23 protein-coding genes are annotated in these 25,694 nt (G+C 65.8%); 18 read left to right on the top strand and 5 right to left on the bottom strand.

All coding sequences use genetic code 11. The annotated features are described in order from the left end of the window. Positions 1–50 precede the first annotated feature (50 nt). Entirely contained in the window at positions 51–1,310 is a 1,260-nt protein-coding gene (gene urtA / locus ACLD02_RS05240; RefSeq protein WP_203102611.1) for an urea ABC transporter substrate-binding protein, read from the bottom strand. A 303-nt stretch (positions 1,311–1,613) separates the two neighbouring features. On the opposite strand from urtA, the gene ACLD02_RS05235 reads away from it, so the two are divergent. Together ACLD02_RS05235 and ACLD02_RS05230 are read left to right on the top strand one after the other, a co-directional pair. Further along, complete coding sequence (locus ACLD02_RS05235; protein WP_203102612.1) at positions 1,614–4,964, top strand: ATP-binding protein; 3,351 nt, start codon at positions 1,614–1,616, stop codon at positions 4,962–4,964. Then, positions 4,961–5,869, top strand: a complete 909-nt coding sequence (locus ACLD02_RS05230; protein WP_203102613.1) for a DNA-binding response regulator — start codon at positions 4,961–4,963, stop codon at positions 5,867–5,869. Before ACLD02_RS05235 ends, ACLD02_RS05230 begins: the two co-directional genes overlap by 4 nt. Before the next feature lie 70 nt (positions 5,870–5,939). Here ACLD02_RS05230 and ACLD02_RS05225 read toward each other — a convergent pair whose 3' ends face one another. Further along, positions 5,940–6,461 (bottom strand): hypothetical protein, encoded by a 522-nt coding sequence (locus ACLD02_RS05225; protein WP_203102614.1) that lies wholly within the window; start codon positions 6,459–6,461, stop codon positions 5,940–5,942. A gap of 134 nt (positions 6,462–6,595) precedes the next feature. Between ACLD02_RS05225 and ACLD02_RS05220 the strand changes: the two genes are divergently transcribed. The 6 genes from ACLD02_RS05220 to ACLD02_RS05195 all read left to right on the top strand — a co-directional run bounded on the left by ACLD02_RS05220 (position 6,596) and on the right by ACLD02_RS05195 (position 13,028). Continuing rightward, a complete protein-coding gene (locus ACLD02_RS05220; protein ID WP_410298105.1) occupies positions 6,596–7,858 on the top strand; it encodes a 6-phosphofructokinase in 1,263 nt (420 codons plus the stop codon). Between the two features lie 40 nt (positions 7,859–7,898). Beyond that, positions 7,899–8,606, top strand: coding sequence for a sulfite exporter TauE/SafE family protein (locus ACLD02_RS05215; protein ID WP_338015184.1), 708 nt, complete (start codon positions 7,899–7,901; stop codon positions 8,604–8,606). Between the two features lie 94 nt (positions 8,607–8,700). Then, positions 8,701–10,863, top strand: a complete 2,163-nt coding sequence (locus ACLD02_RS05210; RefSeq protein WP_410298104.1) for a TonB-dependent receptor — start codon at positions 8,701–8,703, stop codon at positions 10,861–10,863. Positions 10,864–10,923: 60 nt separating this feature from the next. After that, positions 10,924–12,063 carry a PepSY-associated TM helix domain-containing protein gene (locus ACLD02_RS05205; RefSeq protein ID WP_203102617.1) on the top strand — a complete coding sequence of 380 codons (1,140 nt, stop codon included), beginning with the start codon at positions 10,924–10,926 and terminating at the stop codon, positions 12,061–12,063. Next, a complete protein-coding gene (locus ACLD02_RS05200) occupies positions 12,060–12,251 on the top strand; it encodes a hypothetical protein (RefSeq protein WP_203102618.1) in 192 nt (63 codons plus the stop codon). The genes ACLD02_RS05205 and ACLD02_RS05200 overlap by 4 nt, the downstream gene beginning before the upstream one ends. Positions 12,252–12,446: 195 nt before the next feature. Continuing rightward, a complete protein-coding gene (locus tag ACLD02_RS05195) occupies positions 12,447–13,028 on the top strand; it encodes a TIGR00730 family Rossman fold protein (RefSeq protein ID WP_203102620.1) in 582 nt (193 codons plus the stop codon). A 50-nt stretch (positions 13,029–13,078) separates the two neighbouring features. Here ACLD02_RS05195 and ACLD02_RS05190 read toward each other — a convergent pair whose 3' ends face one another. Both ACLD02_RS05190 and upp read right to left on the bottom strand, forming a co-directional pair. Further along, positions 13,079–14,389: a uracil-xanthine permease family protein gene (locus tag ACLD02_RS05190; RefSeq protein WP_203102622.1), complete on the bottom strand. Its 1,311-nt coding sequence runs from the start codon at positions 14,387–14,389 to the stop codon at positions 13,079–13,081. 20 nt (positions 14,390–14,409) lie between these two features. Beyond that, positions 14,410–15,036 (bottom strand): uracil phosphoribosyltransferase, encoded by a 627-nt coding sequence (gene upp / locus ACLD02_RS05185; RefSeq protein ID WP_203102624.1) that lies wholly within the window; start codon positions 15,034–15,036, stop codon positions 14,410–14,412. Between the two features lie 200 nt (positions 15,037–15,236). Here upp and ppa point away from each other — a divergent pair, with 200 nt between their 5' ends. The 5 genes from ppa (at position 15,237) to ACLD02_RS05160 (ending at position 20,693) form a co-directional block, all read left to right on the top strand. Then, on the top strand, positions 15,237–15,767 hold the full coding sequence (gene ppa, locus ACLD02_RS05180; RefSeq protein ID WP_203102626.1) for an inorganic diphosphatase: 531 nt from the start codon (positions 15,237–15,239) through the stop codon (positions 15,765–15,767). A gap of 183 nt (positions 15,768–15,950) precedes the next feature. After that, entirely contained in the window at positions 15,951–16,655 is a 705-nt protein-coding gene (locus ACLD02_RS05175) for an OmpW/AlkL family protein (RefSeq protein WP_274380670.1), read from the top strand. A gap of 101 nt (positions 16,656–16,756) precedes the next feature. Beyond that, positions 16,757–17,278 carry a sigma-70 family RNA polymerase sigma factor gene (locus ACLD02_RS05170; protein ID WP_203102628.1) on the top strand — a complete coding sequence of 174 codons (522 nt, stop codon included), beginning with the start codon at positions 16,757–16,759 and terminating at the stop codon, positions 17,276–17,278. Beyond that, on the top strand, positions 17,275–18,222 hold the full coding sequence (locus tag ACLD02_RS05165; RefSeq protein WP_410298103.1) for a FecR domain-containing protein: 948 nt from the start codon (positions 17,275–17,277) through the stop codon (positions 18,220–18,222). The genes ACLD02_RS05170 and ACLD02_RS05165 overlap by 4 nt, the downstream gene beginning before the upstream one ends. 86 nt (positions 18,223–18,308) lie before the next feature. Continuing rightward, positions 18,309–20,693 (top strand): TonB-dependent receptor domain-containing protein, encoded by a 2,385-nt coding sequence (locus ACLD02_RS05160; RefSeq protein ID WP_410298102.1) that lies wholly within the window; start codon positions 18,309–18,311, stop codon positions 20,691–20,693. A 42-nt stretch (positions 20,694–20,735) separates the two neighbouring features. Here the strand turns inward: ACLD02_RS05160 and ACLD02_RS05155 are convergent, their stop codons facing one another. Then, positions 20,736–21,347 (bottom strand): hypothetical protein, encoded by a 612-nt coding sequence (locus tag ACLD02_RS05155; protein WP_410298101.1) that lies wholly within the window; start codon positions 21,345–21,347, stop codon positions 20,736–20,738. Between the two features lie 156 nt (positions 21,348–21,503). Here ACLD02_RS05155 and ACLD02_RS05150 point away from each other — a divergent pair, with 156 nt between their 5' ends. From ACLD02_RS05150 to ACLD02_RS05130, 5 genes are read left to right on the top strand one after another with little or no spacing between them, the layout of a single operon-like run. Next, on the top strand, positions 21,504–22,184 hold the full coding sequence (locus tag ACLD02_RS05150) for a thermostable hemolysin (protein ID WP_203102636.1): 681 nt from the start codon (positions 21,504–21,506) through the stop codon (positions 22,182–22,184). After that, entirely contained in the window at positions 22,168–23,577 is a 1,410-nt protein-coding gene (locus ACLD02_RS05145) for an AMP-binding protein (RefSeq protein ID WP_410298100.1), read from the top strand. Before ACLD02_RS05150 ends, ACLD02_RS05145 begins: the two co-directional genes overlap by 17 nt. A gap of 17 nt (positions 23,578–23,594) precedes the next feature. Further along, entirely contained in the window at positions 23,595–24,275 is a 681-nt protein-coding gene (locus tag ACLD02_RS05140) for a TenA family transcriptional regulator (RefSeq protein ID WP_410298099.1), read from the top strand. Further along, positions 24,268–25,047 carry an SDR family oxidoreductase gene (locus ACLD02_RS05135; protein ID WP_203102640.1) on the top strand — a complete coding sequence of 260 codons (780 nt, stop codon included), beginning with the start codon at positions 24,268–24,270 and terminating at the stop codon, positions 25,045–25,047. The genes ACLD02_RS05140 and ACLD02_RS05135 overlap by 8 nt, the downstream gene beginning before the upstream one ends. After that, complete coding sequence (locus ACLD02_RS05130) at positions 25,044–25,694, top strand: tetratricopeptide repeat protein (RefSeq protein WP_410298098.1); 651 nt, start codon at positions 25,044–25,046, stop codon at positions 25,692–25,694. The genes ACLD02_RS05135 and ACLD02_RS05130 overlap by 4 nt, the downstream gene beginning before the upstream one ends.

Here is a 25,694-nt window from a genome sequence, read left to right as displayed (position 1 = left end):
CGGTCAGGAAAAAGCCCGACGCCCAAACCGGGGGCGCCGGGTACGGACGGTTATTTGTAGCCTTCGGGGAAGGGGTCCGGTTCCATCAGTTCCTTGGTTTCATAGACCACTTCGTACTGACCGTTGGTTTGCGCGCGGCCGATGCGGGTCTTCGACCAGAGGTGGTGGTTTTCGTGGATGCGCACATAGCCTTCCGGGGCTTTCTTGAACTCGATGCCCGGGGACGCTTCGCGGATCTTGTCGATGTCGAAGGAGCCGGCCTTCTCCACCGCCATCTTCCACAGCCACGGGCCAAGGTAGGCGGCCTGGGTCACGTCACCGATCACCATGTCGTCGCCATAGGCTTCCTTGAAGGCGGCCACGAATTCCTCGTTGTTGGGGTTTTCCAGGCTCTGGAAGTACTTCATGGAAGCGTAGATGCCTTCCACGTTCTCACCGCCGATGCCGCGAATTTCATCCTCGGTCACGGAAATGGTGAGCAGCAGCGGGCTTTCCTTGGTGAAGTCCACGCCGGCGGCTTTCATCTGTTTGTAGAAGGCCACGTTGGAGCCGCCCACCACGGACGCGAAGATCACATCCGGCTTGCGCAGTTTGATTTTGTTGATCACCGAGTTGAACTGGGTATGGCCGAGCGGGTAGTACTCCTCACCCACCACCTTGAGCCCTTTCTTCTCGATGTGCTTGCGGGCGATCTTGTTGGAGGTACGCGGCCAGATGTAATCGGAGCCGAGCAGGTAGAAGGTCTTGGCGCCCTTCTCCTTCACCGCCCAGTCGATGCCGGCGAGGATCTGCTGGGTGGCTTCCTGGCCGGTGTAGATCACGTTCGGAGACTGTTCCAGGCCCTCATAGAAGGTCGGGTAATAAAGCATGCCGTTGAACTGCTCCATCACCGGCAGTACCGCCTTCCGTGAGGCGGAGGTCCAGCAACCGAAGATGGCGGCCACGTTATCCTGGCGCAGCAGCTTGCGGGTTTTCTCGGCGAAGGTGGGCCAGTCACTGGCACCGTCCTCCTGAACGAACTCAATCTGGCGACCGAGCACGCCGCCGCTTTCATTGATCTGTTTGATGGCCAGCTTTTCCGCCTGCACCGAACCGATCTCACTGATCGCCATGGTGCCGGTGATGGAGTGCAGGATGCCCACCTGGACGGTGTCATCGGTGACCGCCAGGCCGGTGGTATTGACCTCGGCGGTGGGCGGGCCGGCGGAAAAGACCGGAGAGGCCAGCGCCATCAGCGCCGGCAGAGCGGCCAGGCCCGCCAGCAGGCGGCGGCGCGGACGCGACGTCGTACGGTAGGTCTGAGATTTCATGGTGTTCCCCTCGTCAGCGGATTGTCGTCAGCGGATTGCTTGTCACCAACGAGTATGGAAATCACCCCCCGGGCCGCCCATTCGGTGAATGCGCCATGGCACTACGTCATTTGACGCATTCCGGGGCCGCCCGGCGCCGCCTAAGCTCGCGAACACGGGTCGGGGGCCCGTCAATAATCATCTGGGCACGAATCGTGCTTCGCGTCCTTAGGACCTTTTCACACTACTTGCATTTGGCCTCCAGCAGGCGTGATGCGAGTAGTGTGAACAGGCCCCAGGGCGCTTTTGCGGACAACGGTATTCATGGCCATTCAGCAACGCATCTTCCGGGTGCGGCGCAACTACAACCAATGGGTCGCCAACCAGACCCTGGAGGACTTCGCGCTGCGCTTCACGGGCAAGGCGGCGCGACGCTGGTCCGCCGGCCGTGTGGCGCTCACCGCCCTGGGGGCGATCTCGTTTCTGGCCCTGGAAGCCATCGGCGGCGCCGCCACCCTTAACTACGGATTCACCAACGCGGTGTGGGCGATCGCGGCGGTCATGACGGTGCTGTTTCTGCTTGGCCTGCCAGTGAGCTACTACGCCGCCCGCGACGGCGTCGACATCGATCTGCTGACCCGGGGAGCCGGCTTCGGTTACCTGGGCTCCACCCTCACCTCGCTGATCTACGCTTCCTTCACCTTTATCTTCTTCGCCCTGGAAGCGGCGATCATGGCGCTGGCCCTGGAGGTGATGTTCGGCCTGCCGCTGACCCTGGGTTACGTGGTCAGCTCGCTGGTGGCGATCCCCCTGGTTACCCACGGCATCACCTACATCAGCCGGTTCCAGATCTGGACCCAGCCGCTGTGGCTACTGCTGCAACTGGCGCCGTTCGTGTTCATCCTGTTCCAGGACCCCGCCTCCCTGGAACGCTGGGCCGGTTTCCCCGGGCTGTCCCCGGACAGCGGCGGCTTCAACCTGCTGATGTTCGGCGCCGCCGCCACCGTGCTGTTTTCGCTGGTGGCGCAGATCGGTGAGCAGGTGGACTTCCTGCGCTTCATGCCGGAGCCGGCCCCCGGGCAAAAGCGGCGCTGGTGGCTGGCGATGCTGGCCGGCGGACCGGGCTGGGTGGTGATGGGCGCGCTCAAGGCCCTGTTCGGGTCCTTCCTGGCGGTGCTGGCGTTCTCCCATGGCCTGCCGGAAAGCCAGGCCCAGGAGCCCATGTACATGTACCTGGTGGCGTTCAGCCACATCACCGGGCACCCCACTACCCTGCTGGCGCTGGCCGGTATTTTCGTGGTGCTCTCCCAGCTCAAGATCAACGTCACCAACGCCTACGCCGGCTCCATCGCCTGGTCCAACTTCTTTTCCCGGCTCACCCACAGCCACCCGGGCCGGGTAGTGTGGCTGGTGTTCAACGTGGTGATCGCCCTGGTGCTGATGGAAATCGGTATTTACCGCGCGTTCGAGTCGATCCTGGGCAGCTACGCCATGGTGGCGGTGGCCTGGATGGGCGCCCTGGTGGCGGACCTGGTGATCAACAAGCCCCTGGGCCTGAGCCCCCGGCACATCGAGTTCAAGCGCGCCTATCTCTACGATCTGAATCCGGTCGGCTTCGGCGCCATGTTGCTGGCCACCGCCGTGGGTCTGTTGGCACGGGCCGGCCTGTGGGGCGACACCGCCGCCGCCCTGGCCTCCTTCCTGGCCTTGCTGACCGCCTTCGTGGCGGCGCCGCTGATCGCCATGATCACCGGCGGACGCTACTACATCGCCCGGCGCCCGGAACCGGCCACCGCCGTGCGCGGCCAGCCCTGCTGCATCTGCGAGCACCGCTTCGACGAGGAGGACATGGCGTTCTGCCCGGCCTACAACGGCCCGATCTGCTCACTGTGCTGTTCCCTGGACGCGCGCTGCAACGACGCCTGCAAGCACCATGCGCGCTTCCAGGAACAACTGATGGACTGGCTGTCCGGCATCCTCCCGGAGCCGATATTGCTGCAGCTGCGCTCGCGGCTGGGTCACTTCCTCGGGCTGTTGAGTCTGGTCACCCTGGTGATGGCCGGCCTGCTCACCCTGGTCTACTACCAGGTGACGGTCACCGATCCGCAAGCGCGCGCCCTGATGGCCGCCACCCTGGCCAAGGTGTTCGCCATCCTGATCATCATCAGTGGCGTGGTGGCCTGGCTGTTCGTACTCGCCCACGAAAGCCGGGTGGTGGCCCAGGAGGAATCGCAACGCCAGACGCGCATGCTGATGGCGGAGATCAAGGCCCACGAGAAGACCGACCGTGAGCTGCAAAAAGCCAAGGAACTGGCGGAAGCCGCCAACCAGGCCAAGAGCCGTTACCTCACCGGGCTAAGCCACGAGCTGCGCTCGCCGCTCAACGCCGCCTTCGGCTACGCCCAGTTGCTGGAACACGACCCGGGCATCCCCGCCAACCGCCGCGACGCGGTGGCGGCGATCCGGCGCAGCACCGGGCATCTCTCCGACCTGATCGAGGGCCTGCTGGAGATTTCCAAGATCGAGGCCGGCCGCCTGGAGCTGTACCGTAACCGCGTGCGGCTGCGCTCCCTGATCGACGAGCTGGTGACCATGTTCCGCCTGCAGGCGCTGGAAAAGGGCATCGAGTTCGACTTCCAGAGCAACGGACGGCTGCCGGACTGGGTGGCCACTGATGAGAAACGCCTGCGACAGATCCTCATCAACCTGCTGTCCAACGCCATCAAATTCACCCGCCAGGGCCGGGTCACGCTGCACGTGCGTTACCGCAACCAGGTGGCGGAGTTCACCATCCGCGATACCGGGGTGGGCATCGCCGACGAGGATCTGCAACGGATCTTCCGGCCCTTCGAACGGGTCCGTAAACCCGGGGTGCCGGCGGTACATGGCACCGGCCTGGGCCTGACCATCACCAAGCTGCTGGTGGACATCATGGGCGGCGACATCCGTGTCACCAGCGTGCCGGGCAAGGGCAGCGAATTCCGTCTGTGGGTCATGCTGTCCACGGTGGCCGCCGGCGACGCCGAGCCGGATGACCACCAGCCGGTGGTGGGCTACCGGGGCCCGGCACGCAGCCTGCTGGTGGTGGACGACGACCCCTCTCACCGGGGACTGGTGAGTGATCTGCTGACGCCACTCGGGTTCCAGGTCACCGAGGCCCCGGACGGCGAAACCGGCCTGGCCCTGGCGGCACAAACCCCGCCGGACCTGATTCTGCTGGACATCGCCATGCCCGGCCTGGACGGCTGGCAGACCGCCGGCCGACTGCGCGGCGCGGGCTTTCGGGGCCCGCTGGTAATGCTCTCCGCCAACGCCCGGGACAACCAGAGCTATACGCCGGCGGGCCTCCATGACGACTATCTGGTGAAACCGTTCAAGCTGAGCGCGCTGCTGGACAGCCTGGCCCGCCACCTGGAGCTCACCTGGCGCCACCAAGGCGACGCCGACGTGCCGCCGCCGAGGCCACGACCGGCGACCGCCGTCACCCTGGACGAACGGCTGCGCGATGAACTGCTGGCCCTGGCGGAGATCGGCCATCTGGCCGGCCTGCGTGACGCGCTGGACCGCGCCGAGGGCGAACGCCGCCTGGACGCCGCCGCCGGCCAACCATTGCGCGCCGCCCTGGCGCGCTTCGATTTCCAAGCCCTGATCCGACTGCTGGAGCCCGAGCCATGATGCAAGCGGCACGAAAGGACGTGATCCTGGTGGTGGACGACTCGCCGGATTCCCTGGGCATGATCCACCATGCGCTGGACCAGGCCGGACTCACCGCCCTGGTGGCCCTGGAGGGCGAACAGGCCCTGGGCATCGCCGAAAAGATGGTGCCCGATCTGGTGCTGATGGACGCGGTGATGCCCAACCTGGATGGCTTCGAAACCTGCCGGCGCCTCAAACGCCACCCGGAATTGGCGGCGGTACCGGTGATCTTCATGACCGGACTGACCGATTCCGAGGACGTGGTACGCGGCCTGGAAGCCGGCGGCGTGGACTACGTGACCAAGCCGGTACGGCCCGACGAGTTGATCGCGCGCATCCGCGTGCACCTGAATAACGCGCGCGTCACCCGCGGCGCCCATACCGCCCTGGACCGCCTCGGCCAGGCCGCCTTCGCCACCGACGCCGAGGGCCGCTGGCGCTGGGCCACTCCGGTTGCCGAGGAGCGCCTGGCCCTGCACGGCGCCGACCGGGCACCGCGCCTGGAAGCCCTGGCCGCCCGGGTGCGTCGCTGGTTGGCCCGCCACCCCGAGCCCGGTGATCAGTCCGCCCTGGACAGCGACCAGGGCGAGCTGCGGCTGCGCTACCTGGGCGACACCGCCGCCGGTGAGCGGCTGTTCCGGCTGCTGCAGCGCGACGGCGAGGAAGAAAGCGAGCTGCTGCGCCAGCAATTGCGACTCACCCGCCGCGAGTCCCAGGTGCTGCTGTGGATCGCCCAGGGCAAGACCAACCGGGAAATCGGCCAGATCCTGGAGCTCAGCCCGCGCACGGTGAACAAGCACCTGGAGCAGGTGTTTCGCAAACTGGGAGTGGAAAATCGTACGGCAGCGGCGGCCATGGCGCTGCGCTGCCTGACCAGCCAATAAGGACGGATCGCGGCTGAAGCCGCTCCTACCGGACAGGATGCTGTAGGAGCGGCTTCAGCCGCGATCCACGTCAGCCGGCCTGCATGACCTCGGGCATCACGCCGCTGACCACCATGAAGGTGAGAATCAAAAGGCCGAACGCCAGCGCCAGGGCCAGCAGCGGGCCCACGGCGAAGGCGCGGTGGAAGATGAAACTCTGGATCGCCAGTTGCCAGCTCACCACGATCAGGTAAAGGCCGTTCACGAACGGCGGCGTGCCGCCCAGGGCATGGCCGATCAGCAGCAACGGCAGCGCCACCAGGGTGAGCAGGATGTCCACGCCGAGCAGCGCGATCATGGTCTGCAGCCAGCGCTCCAGCAGTTGCTTGAAGCCCAGCACCGCGGTGGTTACGCCGGTCAGCACGGTCAGGGAGATCAACTGCACGCCCACCATCCGCGCCAGGCTCAGGTCCGCCTGCAGCGAGGCCGCCAGCATTTGCAGCGCCAGCCACACCGCCAGCATCATCACCAGCAGCGGTGGAATGTAGGGCATGTCCTCCGGGCCGCTGCGGAACACGCACAGCCGGGCGAACAGTTTCAGCAGAGCATTCATCGCAAGGTCCCCGGGCTTGTTCGGCCGCGTATTGTTCCAGAGCCGCGCCCGGGACTCCACTTTTGCCGGCGCGGGCATGTAACTGGCGGTCACCTGGGCTAGAATGCGCGGCTGAATATCAGCAGGAGTCCGCCATGGCGCGCAAAAACGCTTTCTACGCTCAGTCCGGCGGTGTCACCGCCGTGATCAATGCCTCCGCCGCCGGCGTCATCGAAGCCGCCCGCGACAACAAGGCCACCATCGGCAAGCTCTACGCCGGTCGCAACGGCATCATCGGCGCCCTCACCGAGGACCTGATCGACACCTCCAAGGAAAGCAAGAGCGCCATCGCCGCGCTCAAGCACACCCCGGGCGGCGCCTTCGGCTCCTGCCGCTACAAGCTCAAGGATCTGGACTCCTCGCGGCGCGAGTACGAGCGCCTGATCGAGGTGTTCAAGGCCCACGACATCGGCTACTTCTTCTACAACGGCGGCGGCGACTCCGCCGACACCTGCCTGAAGATCTCGCAACTGTCCAAGACCATGGGCTACCCGATCCAGGCCATCCACGTGCCCAAGACCGTGGACAACGACCTGCCGATCACCGATGTCAGCCCCGGCTTCGGCTCGGTGGCCAAGTACACCGCGGTGAGCTGCCGCGAGGCGGCCCTGGACGTGGCCAGCATGTGCGCCACCTCCACCAAGGTGTTCGTGATGGAAGTGATGGGCCGCCACGCCGGCTGGATCGCCGCCGCCGCCGGCCTGGCCAAGGAGCAGCCCGACGACGCGCCCCATGTGATCCTGTTTCCGGAAATCGCCTTCGACCAGAAAGCCTTCCTCAAGAAGGTGGACGACACGGTCAAGAAGGTGGGCTACTGCGTGATCGTGGTGTCCGAGGGCGCGCGCACCGCCGACGGCACCTTCCTGGCCGACGCCGGCTCCACCGACGCCTTCGGCCACAAGCAACTGGGCGGCGTGGCGCCGGTGCTGGCACAGATGGTCAAGAACGAGCTGGGCTACAAATACCACTGGGCGGTGAGCGACTACCTGCAGCGCGCGGCGCGCCACATCGCCTCCGCCACCGATGTGGAGCAGGCCTACGCGGTGGGCCGCGCGGCGGTGGAATTCGCGGTGGCCGGCAAAAACGCGGTGATGCCCACCATCGAGCGCAAGAAAACCAAGAAGTACGGCTGGACCATCGGCGAGGCGCCGCTCAAGAAAGTGGCCAACGTCGAGAAGAAGATGCCGCGCAAATTCATCAGCAAGGATGGCTTTGGCATTACCCCCGCCGGCCGCGCCTACCTGGAACCACTGATCGGTGGCGAATCCTACCCGCCCTACAAAAACGGCCTGCCGCAGTTCGCGCAGCTCAAGCTGACCCCGGTGGCGAAGAAGCTCAACGACCACTTCGAGGTGTAAGCTGCCGGACTTCTCGCTGCTGGCGTGGACACTGATCCTGGTGTCCACCTACATCACCGGCGTCTCCAAGGGCGGATTCGCCGGTGGTTTCGGCTCGCTGTCGGTGCCGCTGATGTCCCTGGCGATCGGGCCGATGCAGGCCGCCGGCCTGCTGTTGCCGCTGCTGATCGTCATGGACCTGCTCAGCCTGCGCGCCTGGTGGGGCCGCCACGCCGCCGAGGAGGTAAAACGCCTGGTCCCCGCCGCCGCCGTGGGCATCGCCATTGGCACCCTGACCGTGGGCAGCCTGGACGAGAACAAAGTGCGGCTGATGCTCGGGGTGATCTCCCTGGCGTTCGCCGCCTACATGCTGTTCAAGCCCACCGTGCACCGCCGCCCGGGCCGCGTCTGGGCGGCGCTGTGCGGCACCACCAGCGGCTTCACCAGTACCCTGGCCCACGCTGGTGGCCCACCGGTGAACCTCTATCTGCTACCCCGCGGGCTGCGCAAGGAAGCCTTCATCGCCACCAGCGTGGTCACCTTCGCCTTCATCAACGCGCTCAAGATCGGCCCCTTCATCTGGCTCGGCGAACTCACCCTGGACAGCCTGGGCACCTCCGCCCTGCTGATTCCGGTGGCCTGGCTGGGGGTGCGCAACGGCATCTGGCTGCAATCCCGGGTCAATGAGCGGCTGTTCTACCGGCTGATCATCCTGTCCATGGCGCTGATCGGCGTGCAGCTCATCTGGCGCGGTCTGGGCGGCGCCTAGGGCCGAACCGGACCGGACAAATAATGCAAACCATTCTCATTATGGGTATAGTCGCGGCTATCGAATCCGCCTAAATAACTCAACGGGGATCAGCATGCGACCGACCGCCTTCCGGCTTTCCGCCCTTACTCTCGCCGTGCTCGCCGGCACGGCCCAGGCCCAGACCAGCGCGCAGAACGACGACGGCAGCTACAACCTGGACGCGATCCAGGTGCAATCCAGCGCCGATGCCTCCAAGGAGGGCCTGAGCGAGGTGTTCGCCGGTGGCCAGGTGGCCGAGGGCGGCAAGGTCGGCATTCTGGGCACCCAGGATGTGATGGACACCCCCTACAGCTACACCACCTACACCGAACAACTGATCGAGGACCAGCAGGCCGCCAGCGTCGGCGAGATCCTGCTCAACGACCCGGCGGTGCGGGTGGCGCGCGGCTTCGGCAACTACCAGCAAGTCTACCTGGTACGCGGCCTGCCGGTGTTTTCCGACGACATGACCTACAACGGCCTTTATGGCTTGCTGCCGCGCCAGTACCTGGCCTCGGAATTCATCGAGCGGGTACAGGTGTTCCGTGGCGCCAACACCTTTCTGAATGGTGCCGCGCCGGGCGGCAGCGGTCTCGGCGGCGCGGTCAATATCGTGCCCAAGCGCGCCCCCAACCAGCCGCTTAACCAGGTCACCCTGGGCGCGCGAAGCGGTGGCCAGGCCAGCCTCGCCGCCGATTTCGCCAACCGCTCCGAGGATGGCCGCTTCGGCATCCGCGTCAATGCCGCCCGCCGCGACGGCGACACCGCCGTGGACGGCGAGGAGGAAGAACTCTCCATGGCGCACATCGGTCTGGACTTCCGCGAAGAGGTGTTCCGCCTGTCCGCCGATCTGGGCTTCCAGAAACACCGCGTCGATGGTGGCCAGCCCAACATCACGTTCGCCAGCGGCGTGCCGATCACCGACGCCCCGGACGCCGACGAATCCATCGGCCAGTCCTGGACCTACTCGGATTCCAACGACATTTTCGGCACCCTGCGCGCCGAATACGATTTCGCCGACAATATCACCGGCTGGCTGGCGGTGGGCGCCCGCCACGGCGAGGAAGATTCGATCTTCGCCAACCCCACCGTGAACAATACCAGCGGCGATTACACCGCAAACCGCTTCGACACGGCCCGGGAAGACAGCGTTCTCACGGGCGAAACCGGCTTGCGCGTCAACTTCGACACCGGGGGCATTGGCCATACCCTGACCGTCTCCAGTTCCACCTATGAACTTAAGTCCGACAACGCTTACGCCATGGACCTTGTCGGTGTTAGTGGCAATATCTATTCGCGTCCTCAGATCGCCCAACCTGGCACCAATTTCAGTGGCGGCGATCTCGACAATCCTCAAATGACCATCAAAACCCGGTTCAACAGCTTTGCGCTAGCGGATCAGTTGTCGATGCTGGATGAACGCCTGCTCGTGACGCTTGGCGCTCGCTACCAGAATATTCAGGACAAGAGCTATGCCTATGGTGGCGGCGCCCGCACCGCCAATTACGACGACCACGCTTTGACGCCTTCGCTTGGCGTTCTGTACAAGCTGACCCCGTCAGTATCCCTCTTCGCTAACTACATCGAAGGGCTCCAGAAGGGCGACGTGGCCCCCGCCGATGACGGAAACGGCAACCCTGTGGCGAATGCCGGTGAAGCACTGGAACCCTACGAAACTCAGCAGACCGAGTTGGGCATCAAGTACGATGGCGGCGACCTGGGTGGCAGTTTGTCGGTGTACCGCAGCGAGAAGCCGGTGGCAGGCCTCGAAGGCAATGTCTACAAAGAGCTCTACGACCAGGAAAACACCGGCGTGGAATTAATGGCCTACGGCAATCTGACCCGGGATCTGACGGTGCTGGGCGGCGTCAGCTTCCTGGATGCGGACATGGACGGCAACGACGCCATCGGCTCCCCGGAGACCCAGGCCAACCTGAACCTGGAATACCGGCTGCCTCAACTGCCGGACCTGGCGGTGGATGGCCGGGTGATCTACACCAGCTCCCAATACGCCGACGCGGCCAATACTCGGAAGGTGGACAGCTGGACTCGGCTGGACCTGGGCGGCCGCTACCTGATCGCCCTCAGCGACAGCCAGTTCCTGACCCTGCGGGCGCGAGTGGAGAACGTCACCGGCGAGGACTATTGGGCCTCCGTGGGCGGCTTCCCCGGCTCCGACTACCTGACCGTGGGCGCGCCACGCACCGTGCTGGTATCCGCCACCCTCGATTTCTGAACCGGCAACCCAGGCGCCCCGGCCACCGGGGCGCCCAGGCAGTCTTCCATGAAGCACCCCATGCAACAAAGCACCTTGCGCGTCTGGTCCGCGATTCACAAATGGACCAGCCTGATCTGCACCGCCTTCATCCTGATGCTGTGCCTGACCGGCCTGCCGTTGATCTTCCATGATGAGATCGAGGCGACTTTCGACACCGACCACTGGCAGGCGGCCAACCCGGGCGGTCCCATGCTGTCCCTGGACCGGATGCTGCGGGCCGCGCTCGACAACCGGCCCGGCGAAGTGCCGCTGTTCATGAGCTTCGACACCGACCGGCCGGTGGTCAACGTGACCACCGGGCCGACCCCGGATGCCCCCGGCGGCGCCATGCACTTCGCTTCCTTCGACCGCACCAGCGGCGACCTGGTACCCGGCCACCAGGGTGGCGTCATGGAGTTTCTGCTGCAGCTGCACACGGACATGTTCCTGGGGCTGCCGGGCATGCTGTTCCTGGGCTTCATGGGTATTTTGCTGGTGGCCGCCATTGTTTCCGGCGTGGTGCTGTACGCGCCGTTCATGCGCAAGCTGGAATTCGGCACCCTGCGGGTGAAACGCTCACGGCGCCTGAAATGGCTGGATTATCACAACCTGCTCGGCATCGTCACCGTGGCCTGGCTCACCGTGGTCGGCCTCACCGGCGTGGTGAACACCCTGGCCACGCCGATTCTCGACACCTGGAAGAACCAGTCCCTGGCGGACCTTACCGCCGGCTACCAGGGTGCCGCCGTGCCCGCCCCGGCGGAAATGGCATCCCTGGACGCCGCCGTGGCCCGGGCCAAGGACGCCGCGCCGGACCAGACTCTGCAGTTCGTGGCCTTCCCCGGCGGCGGCTGGTCCACGGATTTCCACTACGCGGTGTTCCTGCACGGCAACACGCCACTGACCTCCCACATCGTTACCCCGGCGCTGGTGGACGCGCGCACCGGCGAGTTCGCCGCCCTGCGCGAGATGCCCTGGTACAACAAGACCCTGGCCCTCTCCGGCCCGCTGCATTTCGGTGATTACGGCGGGCTGCCGCTGAAGATTCTGTGGGCGGTGCTGGATGTGATCACCATCGTGGTCCTGATCAGCGGGCTGTACCTGTGGCTGGCGCGGCGACAACCGACGCCGCGAGCCACAGGCGCGCCGGCCACGCCCCAGGCCGGGGGTGCCCCATGAAGGGCGCGCCCCGCGCCACCCGGGGCCTGGGCGGTATCTTCGCGCTGCCGCTGCTGATCGCGCTGGCCAGCCTGATCGGGCTGGTGGCGGCGCTGCTCGGCGATGGCGCCATGGACTGGATCTCCTGGCTGGGCCTGGGATTGCCGGTGGCGGCGGTGATCTGGGCCATGCGTACCAGGCGCCGCTAACGTCCTACACCGCTCACACTGTAGGAGCGACCGGGCGGCGTTCCGCTTCAGTCGCGATAACCAGGTCCTGGTGATGATCGTGACTGAAGCGGAGCCCCGGCCTGGGCCGCCCCCGACAACCTACCTGACCGATTTGCGCGGCGCGGACCGCCGGTTCATGCTTGGCGCCTTTGCGGCCAACCAGTGGAGAAAACCATGCGCAGTGTTTGTGTGTATTGCGGGTCCAGCCCGGGGCGCCGGGCGGTGTATGCCGAGGCCGCCCGGGCACTGGCCGGAGAGTTGGTGAAGCGGGATCTGGGGCTGGTCTATGGTGGCGCCAGCGTCGGCATCATGGGCGTGGTGGCGGACGCGGTGCTGGACGCCGGTGGCCGCGTCACCGGGGTGATCCCCGAGGCCTTGCAGGAGAAGGAACTGGCCCACCCGGGGCTCACCGAACTGCACGTGACGCCCTCCATGCACGAGCGCAAGACGCGCATGGCGGCGCTGTCCGACGGCTTCATCGCCATGCCCGGCGGCGTCGGCACCCTGGAAGAGCTGTTCGAGATCTGGACCTGGGGCCAGCTGGGCTGGCACGAAAATCCCTGCGCGCTGCTCAACGTGGACGGCTTCTACGACGGCCTGACCCACTTCCTGGATCACGCCACCGGGGAAGCCTTTCTGCGCCCGGCGCACCGGGAAATGCTGATCGTGGAATCGGACCCGGCCCGGCTGCTGGATCGCATGGCGGACTACCAGAAGCCGGAAGCCAAAACCTGGGTTCGGAAAGGGGATCTGTAGGCCGGGCCCGCGCCGTAGGAGCGGTCGTCCGACCGCTCCTAAAAAACCGGTCAGTCCTTGTCGTTTTTGCCGCGGGCGTGGTCCAGCAAATCCGCCACGTATTCCTGCTCTTCGTGCAGGTCGTCGGCGGTCTCCGGGGCCGCCGGCAGCACCTGGTTCAGAAACACCGCCACCAGGCCGCACAGGCTGATGCCCTGCAGGGTGAACTCGCCGTTGCCGACCACCATGCCGCCGATGCCGAAGATCAGGGTCACCGCCACGATCACCAGGTTGCGTTGCTGATGCAGATCCACCCGCGCCTTGATCAGGGTGTTCATGCCGACGCTGGCGATGGAGCCGAACATCAGAATCAGAATGCCCCCCATCACCGGGGTGGGAATGCTCTGCAGCAACTGGCCGAACTTGCCGATGAAGCCCAGGGCGATGGCGAAGATCGCGGTCCAGGTCATCACCACCGGGTTGAACACCTTGGTCAGCATCACCGCGCCGGTCACCTCAGAGTAGGTGGTGTTGGGCGGGCCGCCGAACAGGGCGGCGGCCATGCTGGCGATGCCGTCGCCGGTGAGGGTGCGGTGCAGGCCCGGCTTCTTGATGTAGTCCTTGCCGGTGACGTTGCTGATGGCCAGCACATCGCCCACATGCTCGATGGCCGGTGCCAGGGCCACCGGGATCATGAACAGGATCGCCGGCCAGTGGAAACTGGGCGCCACGAAATCCGGCACCGCCAGCCAGCGCGCCTGCTCCACGGCGCCGAAGTCCACCATGCCCAGGGCCAGCGCCAGCAGATAGCCGGTGAGCACCCCGCACAGAATCGGCAGCAGCCGGAACAGGCCGTGGGCCAGGGTCGCCACCAGCATGGTGGTGACCAGAGCCACGGTGGACACCAGCAGGGCCTCTCCGTAGGGGAACAGCCGCTCGGCGCCGTTGCCGGTCATGCCCATGGCGAAATTCACCGCCGTGGGCGCCAGGCTCAGGCCGATCACCATGATGATCGGCCCGGTGACCACCGGCGGCATCAGCCGGTGCAGGAAGCCGGGGCCGCGCCATTTCACCAGGGCACCCAGGATCACGTAGACCACGGCGGTGCACAGCAGCGCGCCCATGGTGGCGGCGATGCCCCACTGGTCGATGCCGTGGCTGATCGGCGCCACGAACACGAACGACGACGCCAGGAACACCGGCACCGAGCGGCGGGTGATCCATTGAAACAGCAGGGTGCCGAGGCCGGCGGTGAACAACGCCACGCTCGGGTCCAGGCCGGTGAGCAGCGGCATCAGCACCATGGCGCCGAACGCCACGAACAGCATCTGCGCGCCGATCAGAATGATCTTCCAGTTCCAGAATCCCGGTGAATCGCTCATGCGCTCCGCGCCCCCTCGCGTTATTTGGTGCCGAAAATCTTGTCGCCGGCGTCGCCCAGCCCGGGCACGATGTAGCCGTCTTCGTTGAGCCCCTGATCAATGGAGGCGGTGTAAATGGTCACATCCGGGTGCGCTTCCCGCAGACGGCGGATACCTTCCGGCGCCGCCACCAGAACCAGGGCACGGATTTGCCGGCAGCCGGCTTTCTTGAGCATTTCGATGGTAGCCAGCATGGAGCCGCCGGTGGCCAGCATCGGGTCCACCACCAGGGCCAGCCGCTCATCCAGGCCGTGGGCCAGCTTCTCGAAATAGGCCACCGGCTCCAGGGTCTCCTCGTTGCGGTACACCCCCACCACACTGACCTTGGCGCTGGGAATCAGCTCCAGCACGCCGTCCAGCATGCCGATGCCGGCGCGCAGAATCGGTACCACGGTGACCTTCTTGCCCTTGATGCGCTGCGCCGGCACCTTGCCCATCCAGGTATCCACCTCGTAATTTTCCAGCAACAGGTCACTGGTGGCTTCGTAGGTCAGCAGGCTGGCCACCTCGGCGGTAAGCTGCCGGAAGCTGCGGGTGCTGAGGCTCTTCTGGCGCAGCAGACCGAGCTTGTGCTTGACCAGTGGATGAGCAATTTCATGTATAGGCATGGGCGCGGCTCCTCGGCTGAAGGCGGTTGTCGTACACATCAGGGGGGCGATTGTACCCCCATGGCGCCCGCATCTCACCGGCGTGTTCGACTTTGCGCGATTAGCCAGCCGGGCGGCGCGGTTGCTATAATCCGCGCCCGTCGTACGGGGCACCACCAAGGTCCCCTGCCCGCTGACCCCCAATCGCTGAAGGACAGACCATGGATTTTGCAAAGGTACCCGCCGGGAAAGACGTCCCCGAGGACATCTACGTCGCCATTGAGATTCCGGCCAACGCCGACCCCATCAAGTACGAGATCGACAAGGACAGCAACGCCATCTTCGTTGATCGCTTCATGGCCACCCCGATGTTCTACCCGGCCAACTACGGTTACATTCCCAACACCCTGTCCGACGACGGCGACCCCATGGACGTGCTGGTGGTTACCCCTTACCCGGTGGTGCCCGGCTCCGTGATTCGCTGCCGCCCGGTCGGCATGCTCGACATGACCGACGAAGCCGGCAAGGACACCAAGGTAGTGGCGGTACCGCACACCAAGCTGAGCAAGCTCTACGACGACGTCCAGGAAGTCACCGACCTGCCCGCGCTGCTGCTCGCCCAGATCAAGCACTTCTTCGAGAACTACAAGGATCTGGAAGAAGGCAAATGGGTGAAGGTCGACGGCTGGAAAGACGCCGCCGCCGCGAAGCAGGAAATCGTCAAGTCCGTGGAAGCCTTCAACAAGAAGTAAGGCCCGCACGCTTGAGGATCGGAACAAGGCCGGGTTCAACCCGGCCTTTTCTTTGCCCCCTGGCGCGCTTTTCCCACCACCATCGCCGACCTTGATTTGGGGCAATTCTTTTTCCCCGTGTTGGCGGCATGCTTCCCCCATCGCAATCAGGACCACATTCAGGACCACATAGGGGACAGCAAGATGGCATTCTCACGGCACACTCTGGGCAAAGCGGTAACGCTGGCAATGGCCGGCTCCATTCTGGCGATGGCCGGCGCGGCCCAGGCGCACGAAGCCGGCTCTTTCATCGTGCGCGCGGGCGCCGCCACCGTTGATCCGCGTGAGGACAGCGGCACCCTGAAATTCGACGGCGTTTCCGCCGCCGGCACCCAGGCCACCCTGGACAGCGACACCCAGTTGGGCCTGACTTTCTCCTACATGCTCAGTGACCGCCTCGGCGTGGAGCTGGTCGGCGCGACACCGTTCGAACACGAGGTCGGCGTCAAGGGTCTGGGCGCGGGCCTGGACGGCAAGCTGGCGGACGTCAAGCATCTGCCGCCCACGGTGCTGCTGCAGTACTACCCGATGAACCCGGATTCCGCCGTGCAGCCCTATGTAGGCGCGGGCATCAACTACACCACCTTCTTCGAGGAAGACCTGACCAGCACCCGCAAGGCACAGGGTTTCAGCGATCTGGAACTGGATGATTCCTGGGGCCTGGCTCTGGAAGCCGGTGTCGACTACATGCTTACCGAGAACCTGCTGGTCAACGCCTCGGTGTGGTACATGGACATCGAGACCGATGCCACCGTGAAAGGACCCACCGCCCTGAGCATCAGCGAAACCAAGGTCAACGTGGACGTGGACCCGTGGGTCTACATGATCGGCCTGGGCTACAAGTTCTAAGCCCTGCCCCACCAGGACGGCCCCGCCCGGGGCTGTCCCGCTTGCCTGTTGCAATTGAGGATGGTTATCATTAACCGTCCTCAAGCTGCTTGCTCTTTCTCATGACGTTTCAGGCCCTCCCGTCCGCCTCATCGGTGGAAGCCCTGTACCTGCAACACCATCGCTGGTTGCACGCCGTGCTATACAGGCGCTCGGGATGCTCGGAACTGGCCGCCGATCTGGCCCATGATACCTTCACCCGTCTGCTGCACCGCGGCGATAACGTGGTCGCGATCCGTGAACCGCGCGCCTTCCTGGGACGCATCGCCAATGGGTTGCTGGCCAACCATTGGCGTCGCAAGGCCATCGAGCAGGCCTACCAGGAAACCCTGCTCGCCCAGCCCGAGCCGGTGGCCATATCGCCGGAAACCCGCTACCTGATCGTCGAAACCCTTTACCGGGTGGACCGACTCCTGGCGGATCTGAAACCCAAGGTACGAAAGGCGTTCCTGCTGTCCCGCCTGGATGGTCTGCGCTATGTGGAAATCGCCCGACGATTGCAGGTGTCGGAAAGAACGGTGCGCAATTACATGGAACAGGCCATGTTCCACTGTCTGAAAGCCGCGCCGGATCTGTTGCCATGAGCGGGATGGATATCCCCGAGCCGGCGCTTGAACAGGCGGCGCGCTGGTTCGCCCTGCTCGGCGGCGATCACGTCACCGAGCAACAAAAGCGGCGGTGGCTCCAGTGGCTGGACGCGAACGTCGACCACCGGCGGGCCTGGGAAAAGGTGGAGCACGTCGACCAGGCTTTCCGGGCGGTGCCGGTGAAATCCGCCGATTCCATTCTGAGCGCGGCGGAGCGCCGGCGGCGCCGCTTTCTGCAAGGCCTGGGCGGCGCCCTGCTGCTGGCCCCGGTGGCGATCCCGGGGTGGCTGGCCTGGCAGGCCGGGCTCGGACGATCGGACCTGAGCACCGCGCGGGGCGAGATCGGCGAGTTCACCCTGCCCGACGGTGGGCGGCTGTGGCTGAATACCGACAGCGCCGTGGCGGTGCGCTTCGACGACCGGCAGCGGCGCCTGCGCCTGTTCCGTGGCGAGCTGTATCTGCGCACCGCCCACGACCCGCGACCATTGTGGATCGACACACCGGAGGGACGGGTCTCGCCCTTGGGCACCGCCTTCGGAGTGCGGCTGGCCGACCGGCGAACCTGGGTGTCCGTGGACCAGGGCCGGGTCCGGGTACAAGCCCGCCAGGGCGACGCGGACGCCACCCTGGGCCCGGGAGAAGGCACCCGGCTCGACGGCAACGGCCACCTGAGCCCGTTGCCCGGCGCGCTCTCCAACCCGGGCTGGCGCCAAGGCCAACTGCTGGCCGATGGCCGCCGCCTGGGCGATCTGCTCGATGAACTCGGCCGCTACCGCCATGGCTGGCTGCGCTACGATCCCGCCGTGGCCGACCTGAGGCTGACCGGCGCCTTTCCACTGGCCGATACCGATCGCATTCTGGATCTTCTCGAAGCCTCCCTGCCGGTCACGGTGACCCGGGTAACCCCCTGGTGGGTCACCGTGACGCCGCGTCCGCATTGATATCGCATTATTTTTTCCGGTTTCCGTCCGTCGCGGGGCTTGGATAACAAAGCCCTTTCGATAAGACAGAGAAACAGGAGAACGACATGCTTTTCCGGCTTCGCTCCGCGCCGCTCACCCTGGCGCTCAGCCTGGCGCTGATACTTGCCCTGGCCCCTCCCCTCGCCCGGGCCCAGGCTCAACCGGCCACCAACGACGCGGCGCACACCCGCGAGTTCCATATCGAGGCGGGCCCGCTCGCCGCCGCCCTGGCCCGGTTCAGCGCGCAATCCGGGTGGGGCGTGTCCGCCGACGCCGCCCTGACCGAAGGCCAGCGCAGCCCGGGCCTGAGCGGCAACTTCAATGATGCCCAGGCGCTGCGGCTCCTGCTGGCAGGCACCGGCCTGCAGTGGCGCCAAATCGCAACCGGTTCAGTGGTATTGGTGCGCCCGGCACCGGTGAACGCGCTGGAGCCGGTAACCGTGACCGCCAGCCGTTCCGGCAAGGCACTGGGTCAAACCGCTCAGAAAGTCACGGTCATTACCCGGGAGGCACTGCAGGCACAGCTTGCCGTCAACAGTGATCCCTCCCAGGTGCTCAGCAACCTGATCCCCAATTACTCGCCCAGCCGGCAAAAACTGACCAGTTGGGGCGAGAGCTTCCGGGGCCGCGCGCCGCTGTTCATGATCGATGGCGTGCCGCAATCCAACCCGCTGCGCCCCGGCAGCCGCGACAGCAACACCATTGATCTTTCCATGGTGGAACGCATCGAAGTGATCCACGGCGCCAGCGCCGAGCACGGCCTGGGCGCCACCGGCGGCATCATCAATTTCGTCACGCGCCGGCCGGAAGGCGGCAAGCTCAGCCAGCACGCGGGCATCAGCGCCTCCGCGCCGACCGACTATGACCACGAAGGCCTGGGCTACAAGGCCGACTATCGAGTGGAAGGGCTGAATGGCGATTGGGATTATCTGGCCGCCCTGTCGTACCAATCCCGGGGGGTGGCCTACGATGCCAAGGGCCGGGCCGTCGGCATCGATAACTCCCAGGGCGATCTGATGGATACGCAAAGCTACGACCTGCTGCTCAAGGCCGGCTACTGGTTCGACGACAACCAGAATCTGCAAGTGACCCTCAACCGCTTTTCCCTGGAAGGCAATCAGGACTACGTCACGGTGGACGGTGATCGCGCCACCGGCCAGCCGACCACCTCCGAAAAGGGACACCCGGAGGGCAAGGCCACCAGCAACCAGGTGCTGACCACCAGTGTGAACTACCGGCATCTGGATCTGGCCGGCAATGATCTGCAGGCGCAACTCTATCTCCAGCGTTTCCGGGCGCGCTTCGGCGGCGACCGGTCGGCCGTCTACCAGGACACCAGCATCGCGCCGGCCGGCACGCTGTTCGACCAATCGGAGAACCGCTCCGACAAGATCGGCGGCAAGATCACCGTGAACCGGGACGGCATGCTGAATGGCAGACTAAAGCTTACCTCGGGCCTGGATGTGCTGCAGGACACCACTCGCCAGACGCAGCTTTACACGAATCGGGACTGGGTGCCGGAAACCCGCTTCCGGAATATCGCGCCCTTTCTTCAGAGCCAGTTTCAGGTGGTACCACGTTTGTCCGTGCAGGCCGGCGTCCGCTATGAGTACGCGAAGCTGGACGTGGACGACTTCACCACCCTGGCCTCCTACGGCGATGGCGCCCAGGGGAACCGGGTCGAAGGCGGCACCCCAAGCTTCGACGCCACTCTTTACAACGCCGGCCTGACCTATCAAATCAGCGAGCCGCTGCAATTGTTCGCCAACTATTCGGAAGGCTTTGGCATGCCCGACGTGGGCCGGGCGCTACGCAGCATTACCAGCCCCGGACTGCGTGTCGACGACTTCCTCGATCTACGCCCGGTGGACACCGACAACCGGGAAATCGGCCTGCGTTTCAACCACGACCCGGTGACTTTCGAGCTGAGCTACTTCGAATCCGACTCGGACCGCGGCTCCATTCTTGTGCAACGCAACGGCGTCTATGAACTGCGCCGCCAGAAAACGGAGATTCATGGCGCGGAAGCGGATATTAACTGGCAGGTACTCGAGCGCCACCGCATCGGCGCCAGCTATTCCCACGTGACCGGCCGATACGACAGCGACCAGGATGGCCATCTGGACGCCGACCTGACCCCGGTGAATGTGTCCCCGGACAAACTGACGCTGCGCTGGCACGCGACCTGGAATGATCGCTTCGACTCACAGCTGAGCGGGCACCATTACTTCAGCCGCTCCTTCGATAACGCCAACCACTTCGAGGGCTACAATCTGGTGGATCTGGCTCTGGGTTATAAACTCGCTCGAGGACGGATCACGGCGGGGGTGGAAAACCTTTTCAACGAGGACTATTTCTCTTACTTCTCGCAAAGCGCCACCACCCTTTCCTACCAGTATTTCAAAGGCCGTGGGCGGCTTCTCACCCTGGGGTACAGCCTGGATTTCTGATTCCAGGGAGCACCGGCAACACCGGGACCGGCGTGGACGGCGCTAGCCGTCCACCACTCCCGCCAGGGAGGCCACCCAAACCACCAGCGACAGCAAGGTGGCCAGCCACAGCAGACCGCCCAGCACGATCCAGATCCAGTTGGCCCGGGTAAGACGATGATTGTTCTCGCCGGCGGCATCGCCCAGCGTGGCGTTGACCCGTTTCTGGGCCCGCCAGAGCACCCACCAGATCGGAATCATGCAGCCCATCGACAGCAACTGCACCAGCAAGGCTTCCGGCCCCGAGCCCTGCGCCATATAGGTGAAGTTGGAAATCAGAGTAAAAAACACATAGACCACCGACAGAAGCACCGCCGGTGTCCCGCCCGTCACTCCCGCCTCCCGGGCTTCCTTCGACATGCGCTGAAACAACGACGGCGCGAAGAAAATACTGAACAGCGCGCGCATCACCGGCAGCCCGCCACCGCCACGGGCTTCGCGGTAAAGCGCCCAGTTCTTGTAATGCCAGTAAAGGTCGTAGATCCCCATGGTGATCCAGAACAGCAGCGTGAGCTTGAACGGAGAAACCACATAAAAGGGCGCCGCCTCCTGACCCGCCGGGGTCACATCGGCCTCGGGCGCGCGATACAGATTACTGGCGTTGTTGTCTTCCATGAACGGGCCCCTCTTTCTCGAATTCTGATTAAAAATGATTTTGCTTATCGATTACCTGAGAATCGTCACGGTTCCGGTTTTTTGACGCTTTTCTTTCGTTAAGGCGTTATTAAGGTTGCCGGCGCGCAATGGAACTCTCAGAACCGGGAGTGCCCCATGACGCCGACCGACCTCGATCTTTTTTGCCTGCGCCGCCCTCTCACGCTGCAAGGTGAGCACCTGGAGCCCCGCCTGTGCCATCCCGACGAGCCGGGCTACCGATCCGCCGCCGCCTTTGTGCGGCAACGCTACCGCCAATGTTACAACGCCCGACCGCGCATCAGCGCGCCGGCCTTGATGACTCTGCGCGCGCCGGACGGCACGCCGCGGGCAGTGGCCGCCCTGACCCCGGCTCCGGGCCGGCGGCTGTTCCTGGAACAGTATCTGGACCAGCCCCTGGAAGACGCCGTGGGCTCGCTGGCGGGGGCACCGGTAGCGCGCCACCGCCTTCTGGAGGTGGCCGGCCTGGCGGCGGACGGGTCCGGCGCCGGGCGCCTGCTGTTCATTGCCCTGACCGGGCTGCTGCCGTCCCTGGGCGTGGACTGGATCGTCTTCACCGCCACCGTGCAGGTGCGCAACATGTTCACCCGGCTGGGGCTGGCGCCGGTGAGGGTGGCGCCGGCGGACCCGGCCCGGCTGCAGGCGGGCGCGGCGCGTTGGGGCGACTATTATCGCCACGACCCAATCGTCATGGCCGGCTATGTGCCGCCCGGGCACCGGCGACTCAGCGATGCCGGCTGGCTCCATCCCGTGCCCGATTACGGTGACCCGGAGGTGCGCCATGACGTGGTTGCTTGAACGGCTGGCCGCCCACGCCCGGCAACGGCCCGAAGCCGTCGCCCTGGAAGACGGCGACGGCGTGCTTACCTATGCGGCGCTCCTGCGGCGCATCGAACAACGAAGCCAACGGCTCCGCGCCGCTGGCGTGCGGCGGCTGGCGCTGGAAGGCGGCAATGGCCGCGACTGGGTGGTGACCGACCTGGCGGCCCAGAGACCGGGAATACCGGTGGTGCCGGTGCCCCCCTTCTTCAGTGATGAGCAACGCTGTCACCTGGTCAATGTCGCCCGGCTGGATGCTCTCTATCAGGCCGACCGGGACCGGCTCACCGGCACCGGCGTGGCCGGAATACGGGCGGTCGACGACCTGGCCAAGATCACCTTCACCTCTGGCAGCACCGGCACGCCCAAGGGCGTACGGCTGAGCGGCGACCATCTGCGCCGCACGGTAACGGCGCTGGCCGATGCGCTGGCGCCTCACGCCGGCGCGCGCCACCTGTGCGTGCTGCCCCTGGCCACCCTGCTGGAGAACGTGGCCGGTGTGTACGTGCCGCTGTGGCTGGGCGCCCGGGTCCTGCTGCCCGACCTGGCCACGCTGGGGTTCACCGGCAGCTCGCGACTCGACCCCATGGTGTTCGCCGAAGGGCTTCACCGCTGGCAACCACACAGCCTGATCCTGGTGCCGGAGTTGCTGCGTGTATTGGTCATGCTGGCCGAGGCCGGCATGCCCCCGCCGGCGTCGCTGCGCTTTATCGCCGTGGGCGGCGGCAAGGTCGATCGCGGCCTGCTGACCCGGGCCCGGGCGCTGGGTTTACCGGTGTATGAAGGCTACGGCCTGTCCGAATGTGGCTCGGTGGTGGCCCTCAATCGACCCGGCGCCGACCGTCCCGGCAGCGTTGGCCAGGTGCTTCCCCATGCCCGGGTCCGGATCGACGCCGACGGCGAGATCCGGGTCCGCGACGCCGTGATGGCCGGCTACCTGGACCAGGACGCCGGCGCCGAGTGGCCCACCGGCGACCTGGGCCGTCTGGACGACGACGGTTTCCTGTATGTGCATGGCCGGCGCAAGAACCTGCTGATCACCGCCTATGGTCGCAACGTCAGTCCGGAATGGGTGGAAAGCGCCTTCCAGGGCTGCGACACCCTTCGGTCCCTGGTCGTTCAGGGAGACGGCGAGCCGGCTCTCAGCGCCGTGGTGGTGCCCGCCCCCGGCGCCGATATCGAGCGCCTGCATGCCCAGATCGAGGCGGTCAACGCCACCCTGCCGGACTACGCCCGCGTGGCCCGGGTGGTGATCGCCGAGCAACCCTTCAGCGTCGACAACGGCCTGGCCACCGCCAATGGCCGGCCACGCCGCGACGCCATTGCCCACCGTTACCCCCACGCGCCGGCCACGCCGGTGTCCCGAGTCTGATTCCGAGAGGTTCCGCCATGTTCTTCGATACCCTGCAACAGCAAACCCGGGACGCCCGCGAGCACCTGCTACGCGCGCCGGTTCTGGCTGCGATCCCCGAAGGTCGTTTCACCCTCGACAGCTACCGCTATTTCCTCAGCCAGGCCTACCACCACGTCAAGCACACCGTGCCGCTGATGATGGCCTGCGGCGCGCGCCTGCCGGCGCGGCTGGAATGGGTGCGCGAGGCACTGGTGGAGTACATCCGTGACGAGTACGGCCACCAGGAGTGGATCCTCAACGATCTGGCGGCGCTGGGCGCGGACGCGGAGTCGGTGCGCCACGGCGAGCCGGATTCGCCCATCGAACTGATGGTGGCCTGGCTGTACAACGCCATCGAGCGTGGCAATCCGATGGCGTTCTTCGGCATGGTCCATGTGCTGGAGGGCACCAGCATCGCTCTCGCCACGCCCCTCGGCGAGCAGGTGCAGGAGACCCTGGGCCTGCCGCGAAAAGCGTTCAGCTATCTCTACTCCCATGGCGCGCTGGACCAGGAGCATTTCCGCTTCTTCACCGACCTGATGAACCGTATCGAGGCCGCCGAGGACCGCCAGGCGGTAATCCACGCCAGCCGTATGATCTACCGGCTCTACGGCGACATGTTGCACGCGGTGCCGGTCACCGCCCGACAAACCGCGCGGGAGATGGCCCATGGCTGAGCCTCGCACCTGGCTGCTGCTGGGCGCCAGCGGCGGCATCGGCGCCGCTCTGCTGGACCGGCTGCTGGCCCGCGGTGACCGCGTCCTGGTGGCGGAGCGAAGTGAGCATCGCTGGCCCGACCACGAACGGCTGATCCCGGTGCGCCTGGATCTGGCGGCACCGGACCTGGGCGCCCGCGTCACCGACCTGGTCGCCGAGCGCGGTCTGCCCGACGGCCTGATCCACTGCGCCGGCGTCAACCACTTCGCCGCCGCCGAACACAACGACGACGCCGGCCTGACCGCCATGCTCGACGTCAACCTGCGCAGCGCGCTGGTGATCACCCGGGAGTTGCTGCCGGCGCTGCGTCGGCGCGGCACCGGCACCCTGCTGTTCGTGGGCTCCACCTTCGGCAGCATCGGCTTCCCCGGCTATACCGCCTACTGCGCCAGCAAGTTCGGCCTGCGCGGCTTCGTCGAGGCGCTGCGCCGGGAGCTGGCGGACACCGGCCTGCGGGTTCGCTATGTGGCGCCCCGCGCCACCCGCACCGCCATGAACGAAGCCCGGGTGGAAGCGCTCAACCATGCCCTGGGCAACCACATGGACACCCCGGAAGCGGTGGCCGCGCGCCTGCTGCGCGCTCTGGATGGCGGCGCCGCCAGCACCTTCCTGGGCTGGCCGGAAAAACTGTTCGTGCGCCTCAATGCCCTGCTCCCGTTCCTGGTGGACAAGGCGCTGCGCAAACAACTCCCCACCATCCAACGCTTTTTGAAACAAGGAGCGAACCCGTGACCGAACGCCTTTCCCATCTCGCCCCGCGCCTGTTGCTGCTGGCGCTGATCGCCCTGCCCTGGCTGGCCCGCGCCGACGCTTTCGACGAAGAGCTTCTCACCATCCAGCAGCGCTGGGCGGAAATCCAATACCAGCTCGCCGAGGACGACAGGGCCGACGCCTTCGAAGCCCTGCGCGAGCGCACCCGGGCCTTCGCCGAGCGCCACCCGCGCCGCGCCGAAGCGAAAATCTGGGACGGCATCGTGCTCGGCACCTGGGCCGGCGCCAAGGGCGGCCTGGGGGCGCTGTCCCTGGTCAAGCAGGCACGCCAGGATTTCCAAGCCGCCATCGCCCTGGACGAGCGCAGCCTGGACGGGTCCGCTCTGACCTCCCTGGGCAGCCTCTACTACCAGGTACCCGGCTGGCCGATCAGCTTCGGCGATGACGACAAGGCCCGCGAGCTGCTGACCCGGGCCCTGGAAATCAACCCCGACGGGATCGACAGCAACTACTTCTACGCGGACTTCCTGCTCGACCAGGGCGACCGGGCCGGCGCGCGACGCTATTTCGAGAAAGCATTGCAGGCACCGGCCCGGCCACAACGCCCACTGGCCGATCAGGGCCGCCGCGACGAGATCAGCGACAAGCTGAAAGCCCTGGCCTCCTGA

Origin of the sequence: Alloalcanivorax sp. C16-2, assembly GCF_046507615.1 — a bacterium.
GTDB classification, from domain to species: domain Bacteria; phylum Pseudomonadota; class Gammaproteobacteria; order Pseudomonadales; family Alcanivoracaceae; genus Alloalcanivorax; species Alloalcanivorax marinus_A.
Note: the sequence above shows the minus strand (reverse complement) of the source record. Positions and strands in the feature narration are given on the sequence as shown.

Bases quoted from the DNA above. Each gene is read 5' to 3' on its own strand.
- urtA (WP_203102611.1), bottom strand. From the start codon at position 1,310: ATGAAATCTCAGACCTACCGTACGACGTCGCGTCCGCGCCGCCGCCTG.
- ACLD02_RS05235 (WP_203102612.1), top strand. From the start codon at position 1,614: ATGGCCATTCAGCAACGCATCTTCCGGGTGCGGCGCAACTACAACCAA.
- ACLD02_RS05230 (WP_203102613.1), top strand. From the start codon at position 4,961: ATGATGCAAGCGGCACGAAAGGACGTGATCCTGGTGGTGGACGACTCG.
- ACLD02_RS05225 (WP_203102614.1), bottom strand. From the start codon at position 6,461: ATGAATGCTCTGCTGAAACTGTTCGCCCGGCTGTGCGTGTTCCGCAGC.
- ACLD02_RS05220 (WP_410298105.1), top strand. From the start codon at position 6,596: ATGGCGCGCAAAAACGCTTTCTACGCTCAGTCCGGCGGTGTCACCGCC.
- ACLD02_RS05210 (WP_410298104.1), top strand. From the start codon at position 8,701: ATGCGACCGACCGCCTTCCGGCTTTCCGCCCTTACTCTCGCCGTGCTC.
- ACLD02_RS05205 (WP_203102617.1), top strand. From the start codon at position 10,924: ATGCAACAAAGCACCTTGCGCGTCTGGTCCGCGATTCACAAATGGACC.
- ACLD02_RS05200 (WP_203102618.1), top strand. From the start codon at position 12,060: ATGAAGGGCGCGCCCCGCGCCACCCGGGGCCTGGGCGGTATCTTCGCG.
- ACLD02_RS05195 (WP_203102620.1), top strand. From the start codon at position 12,447: ATGCGCAGTGTTTGTGTGTATTGCGGGTCCAGCCCGGGGCGCCGGGCG.
- ACLD02_RS05190 (WP_203102622.1), bottom strand. From the start codon at position 14,389: ATGAGCGATTCACCGGGATTCTGGAACTGGAAGATCATTCTGATCGGC.
- upp (WP_203102624.1), bottom strand. From the start codon at position 15,036: ATGCCTATACATGAAATTGCTCATCCACTGGTCAAGCACAAGCTCGGT.
- ppa (WP_203102626.1), top strand. From the start codon at position 15,237: ATGGATTTTGCAAAGGTACCCGCCGGGAAAGACGTCCCCGAGGACATC.
- ACLD02_RS05175 (WP_274380670.1), top strand. From the start codon at position 15,951: ATGGCATTCTCACGGCACACTCTGGGCAAAGCGGTAACGCTGGCAATG.
- ACLD02_RS05170 (WP_203102628.1), top strand. From the start codon at position 16,757: ATGACGTTTCAGGCCCTCCCGTCCGCCTCATCGGTGGAAGCCCTGTAC.
- ACLD02_RS05165 (WP_410298103.1), top strand. From the start codon at position 17,275: ATGAGCGGGATGGATATCCCCGAGCCGGCGCTTGAACAGGCGGCGCGC.
- ACLD02_RS05160 (WP_410298102.1), top strand. From the start codon at position 18,309: ATGCTTTTCCGGCTTCGCTCCGCGCCGCTCACCCTGGCGCTCAGCCTG.
- ACLD02_RS05155 (WP_410298101.1), bottom strand. From the start codon at position 21,347: ATGGAAGACAACAACGCCAGTAATCTGTATCGCGCGCCCGAGGCCGAT.
- ACLD02_RS05150 (WP_203102636.1), top strand. From the start codon at position 21,504: ATGACGCCGACCGACCTCGATCTTTTTTGCCTGCGCCGCCCTCTCACG.
- ACLD02_RS05145 (WP_410298100.1), top strand. From the start codon at position 22,168: ATGACGTGGTTGCTTGAACGGCTGGCCGCCCACGCCCGGCAACGGCCC.
- ACLD02_RS05140 (WP_410298099.1), top strand. From the start codon at position 23,595: ATGTTCTTCGATACCCTGCAACAGCAAACCCGGGACGCCCGCGAGCAC.
- ACLD02_RS05135 (WP_203102640.1), top strand. From the start codon at position 24,268: ATGGCTGAGCCTCGCACCTGGCTGCTGCTGGGCGCCAGCGGCGGCATC.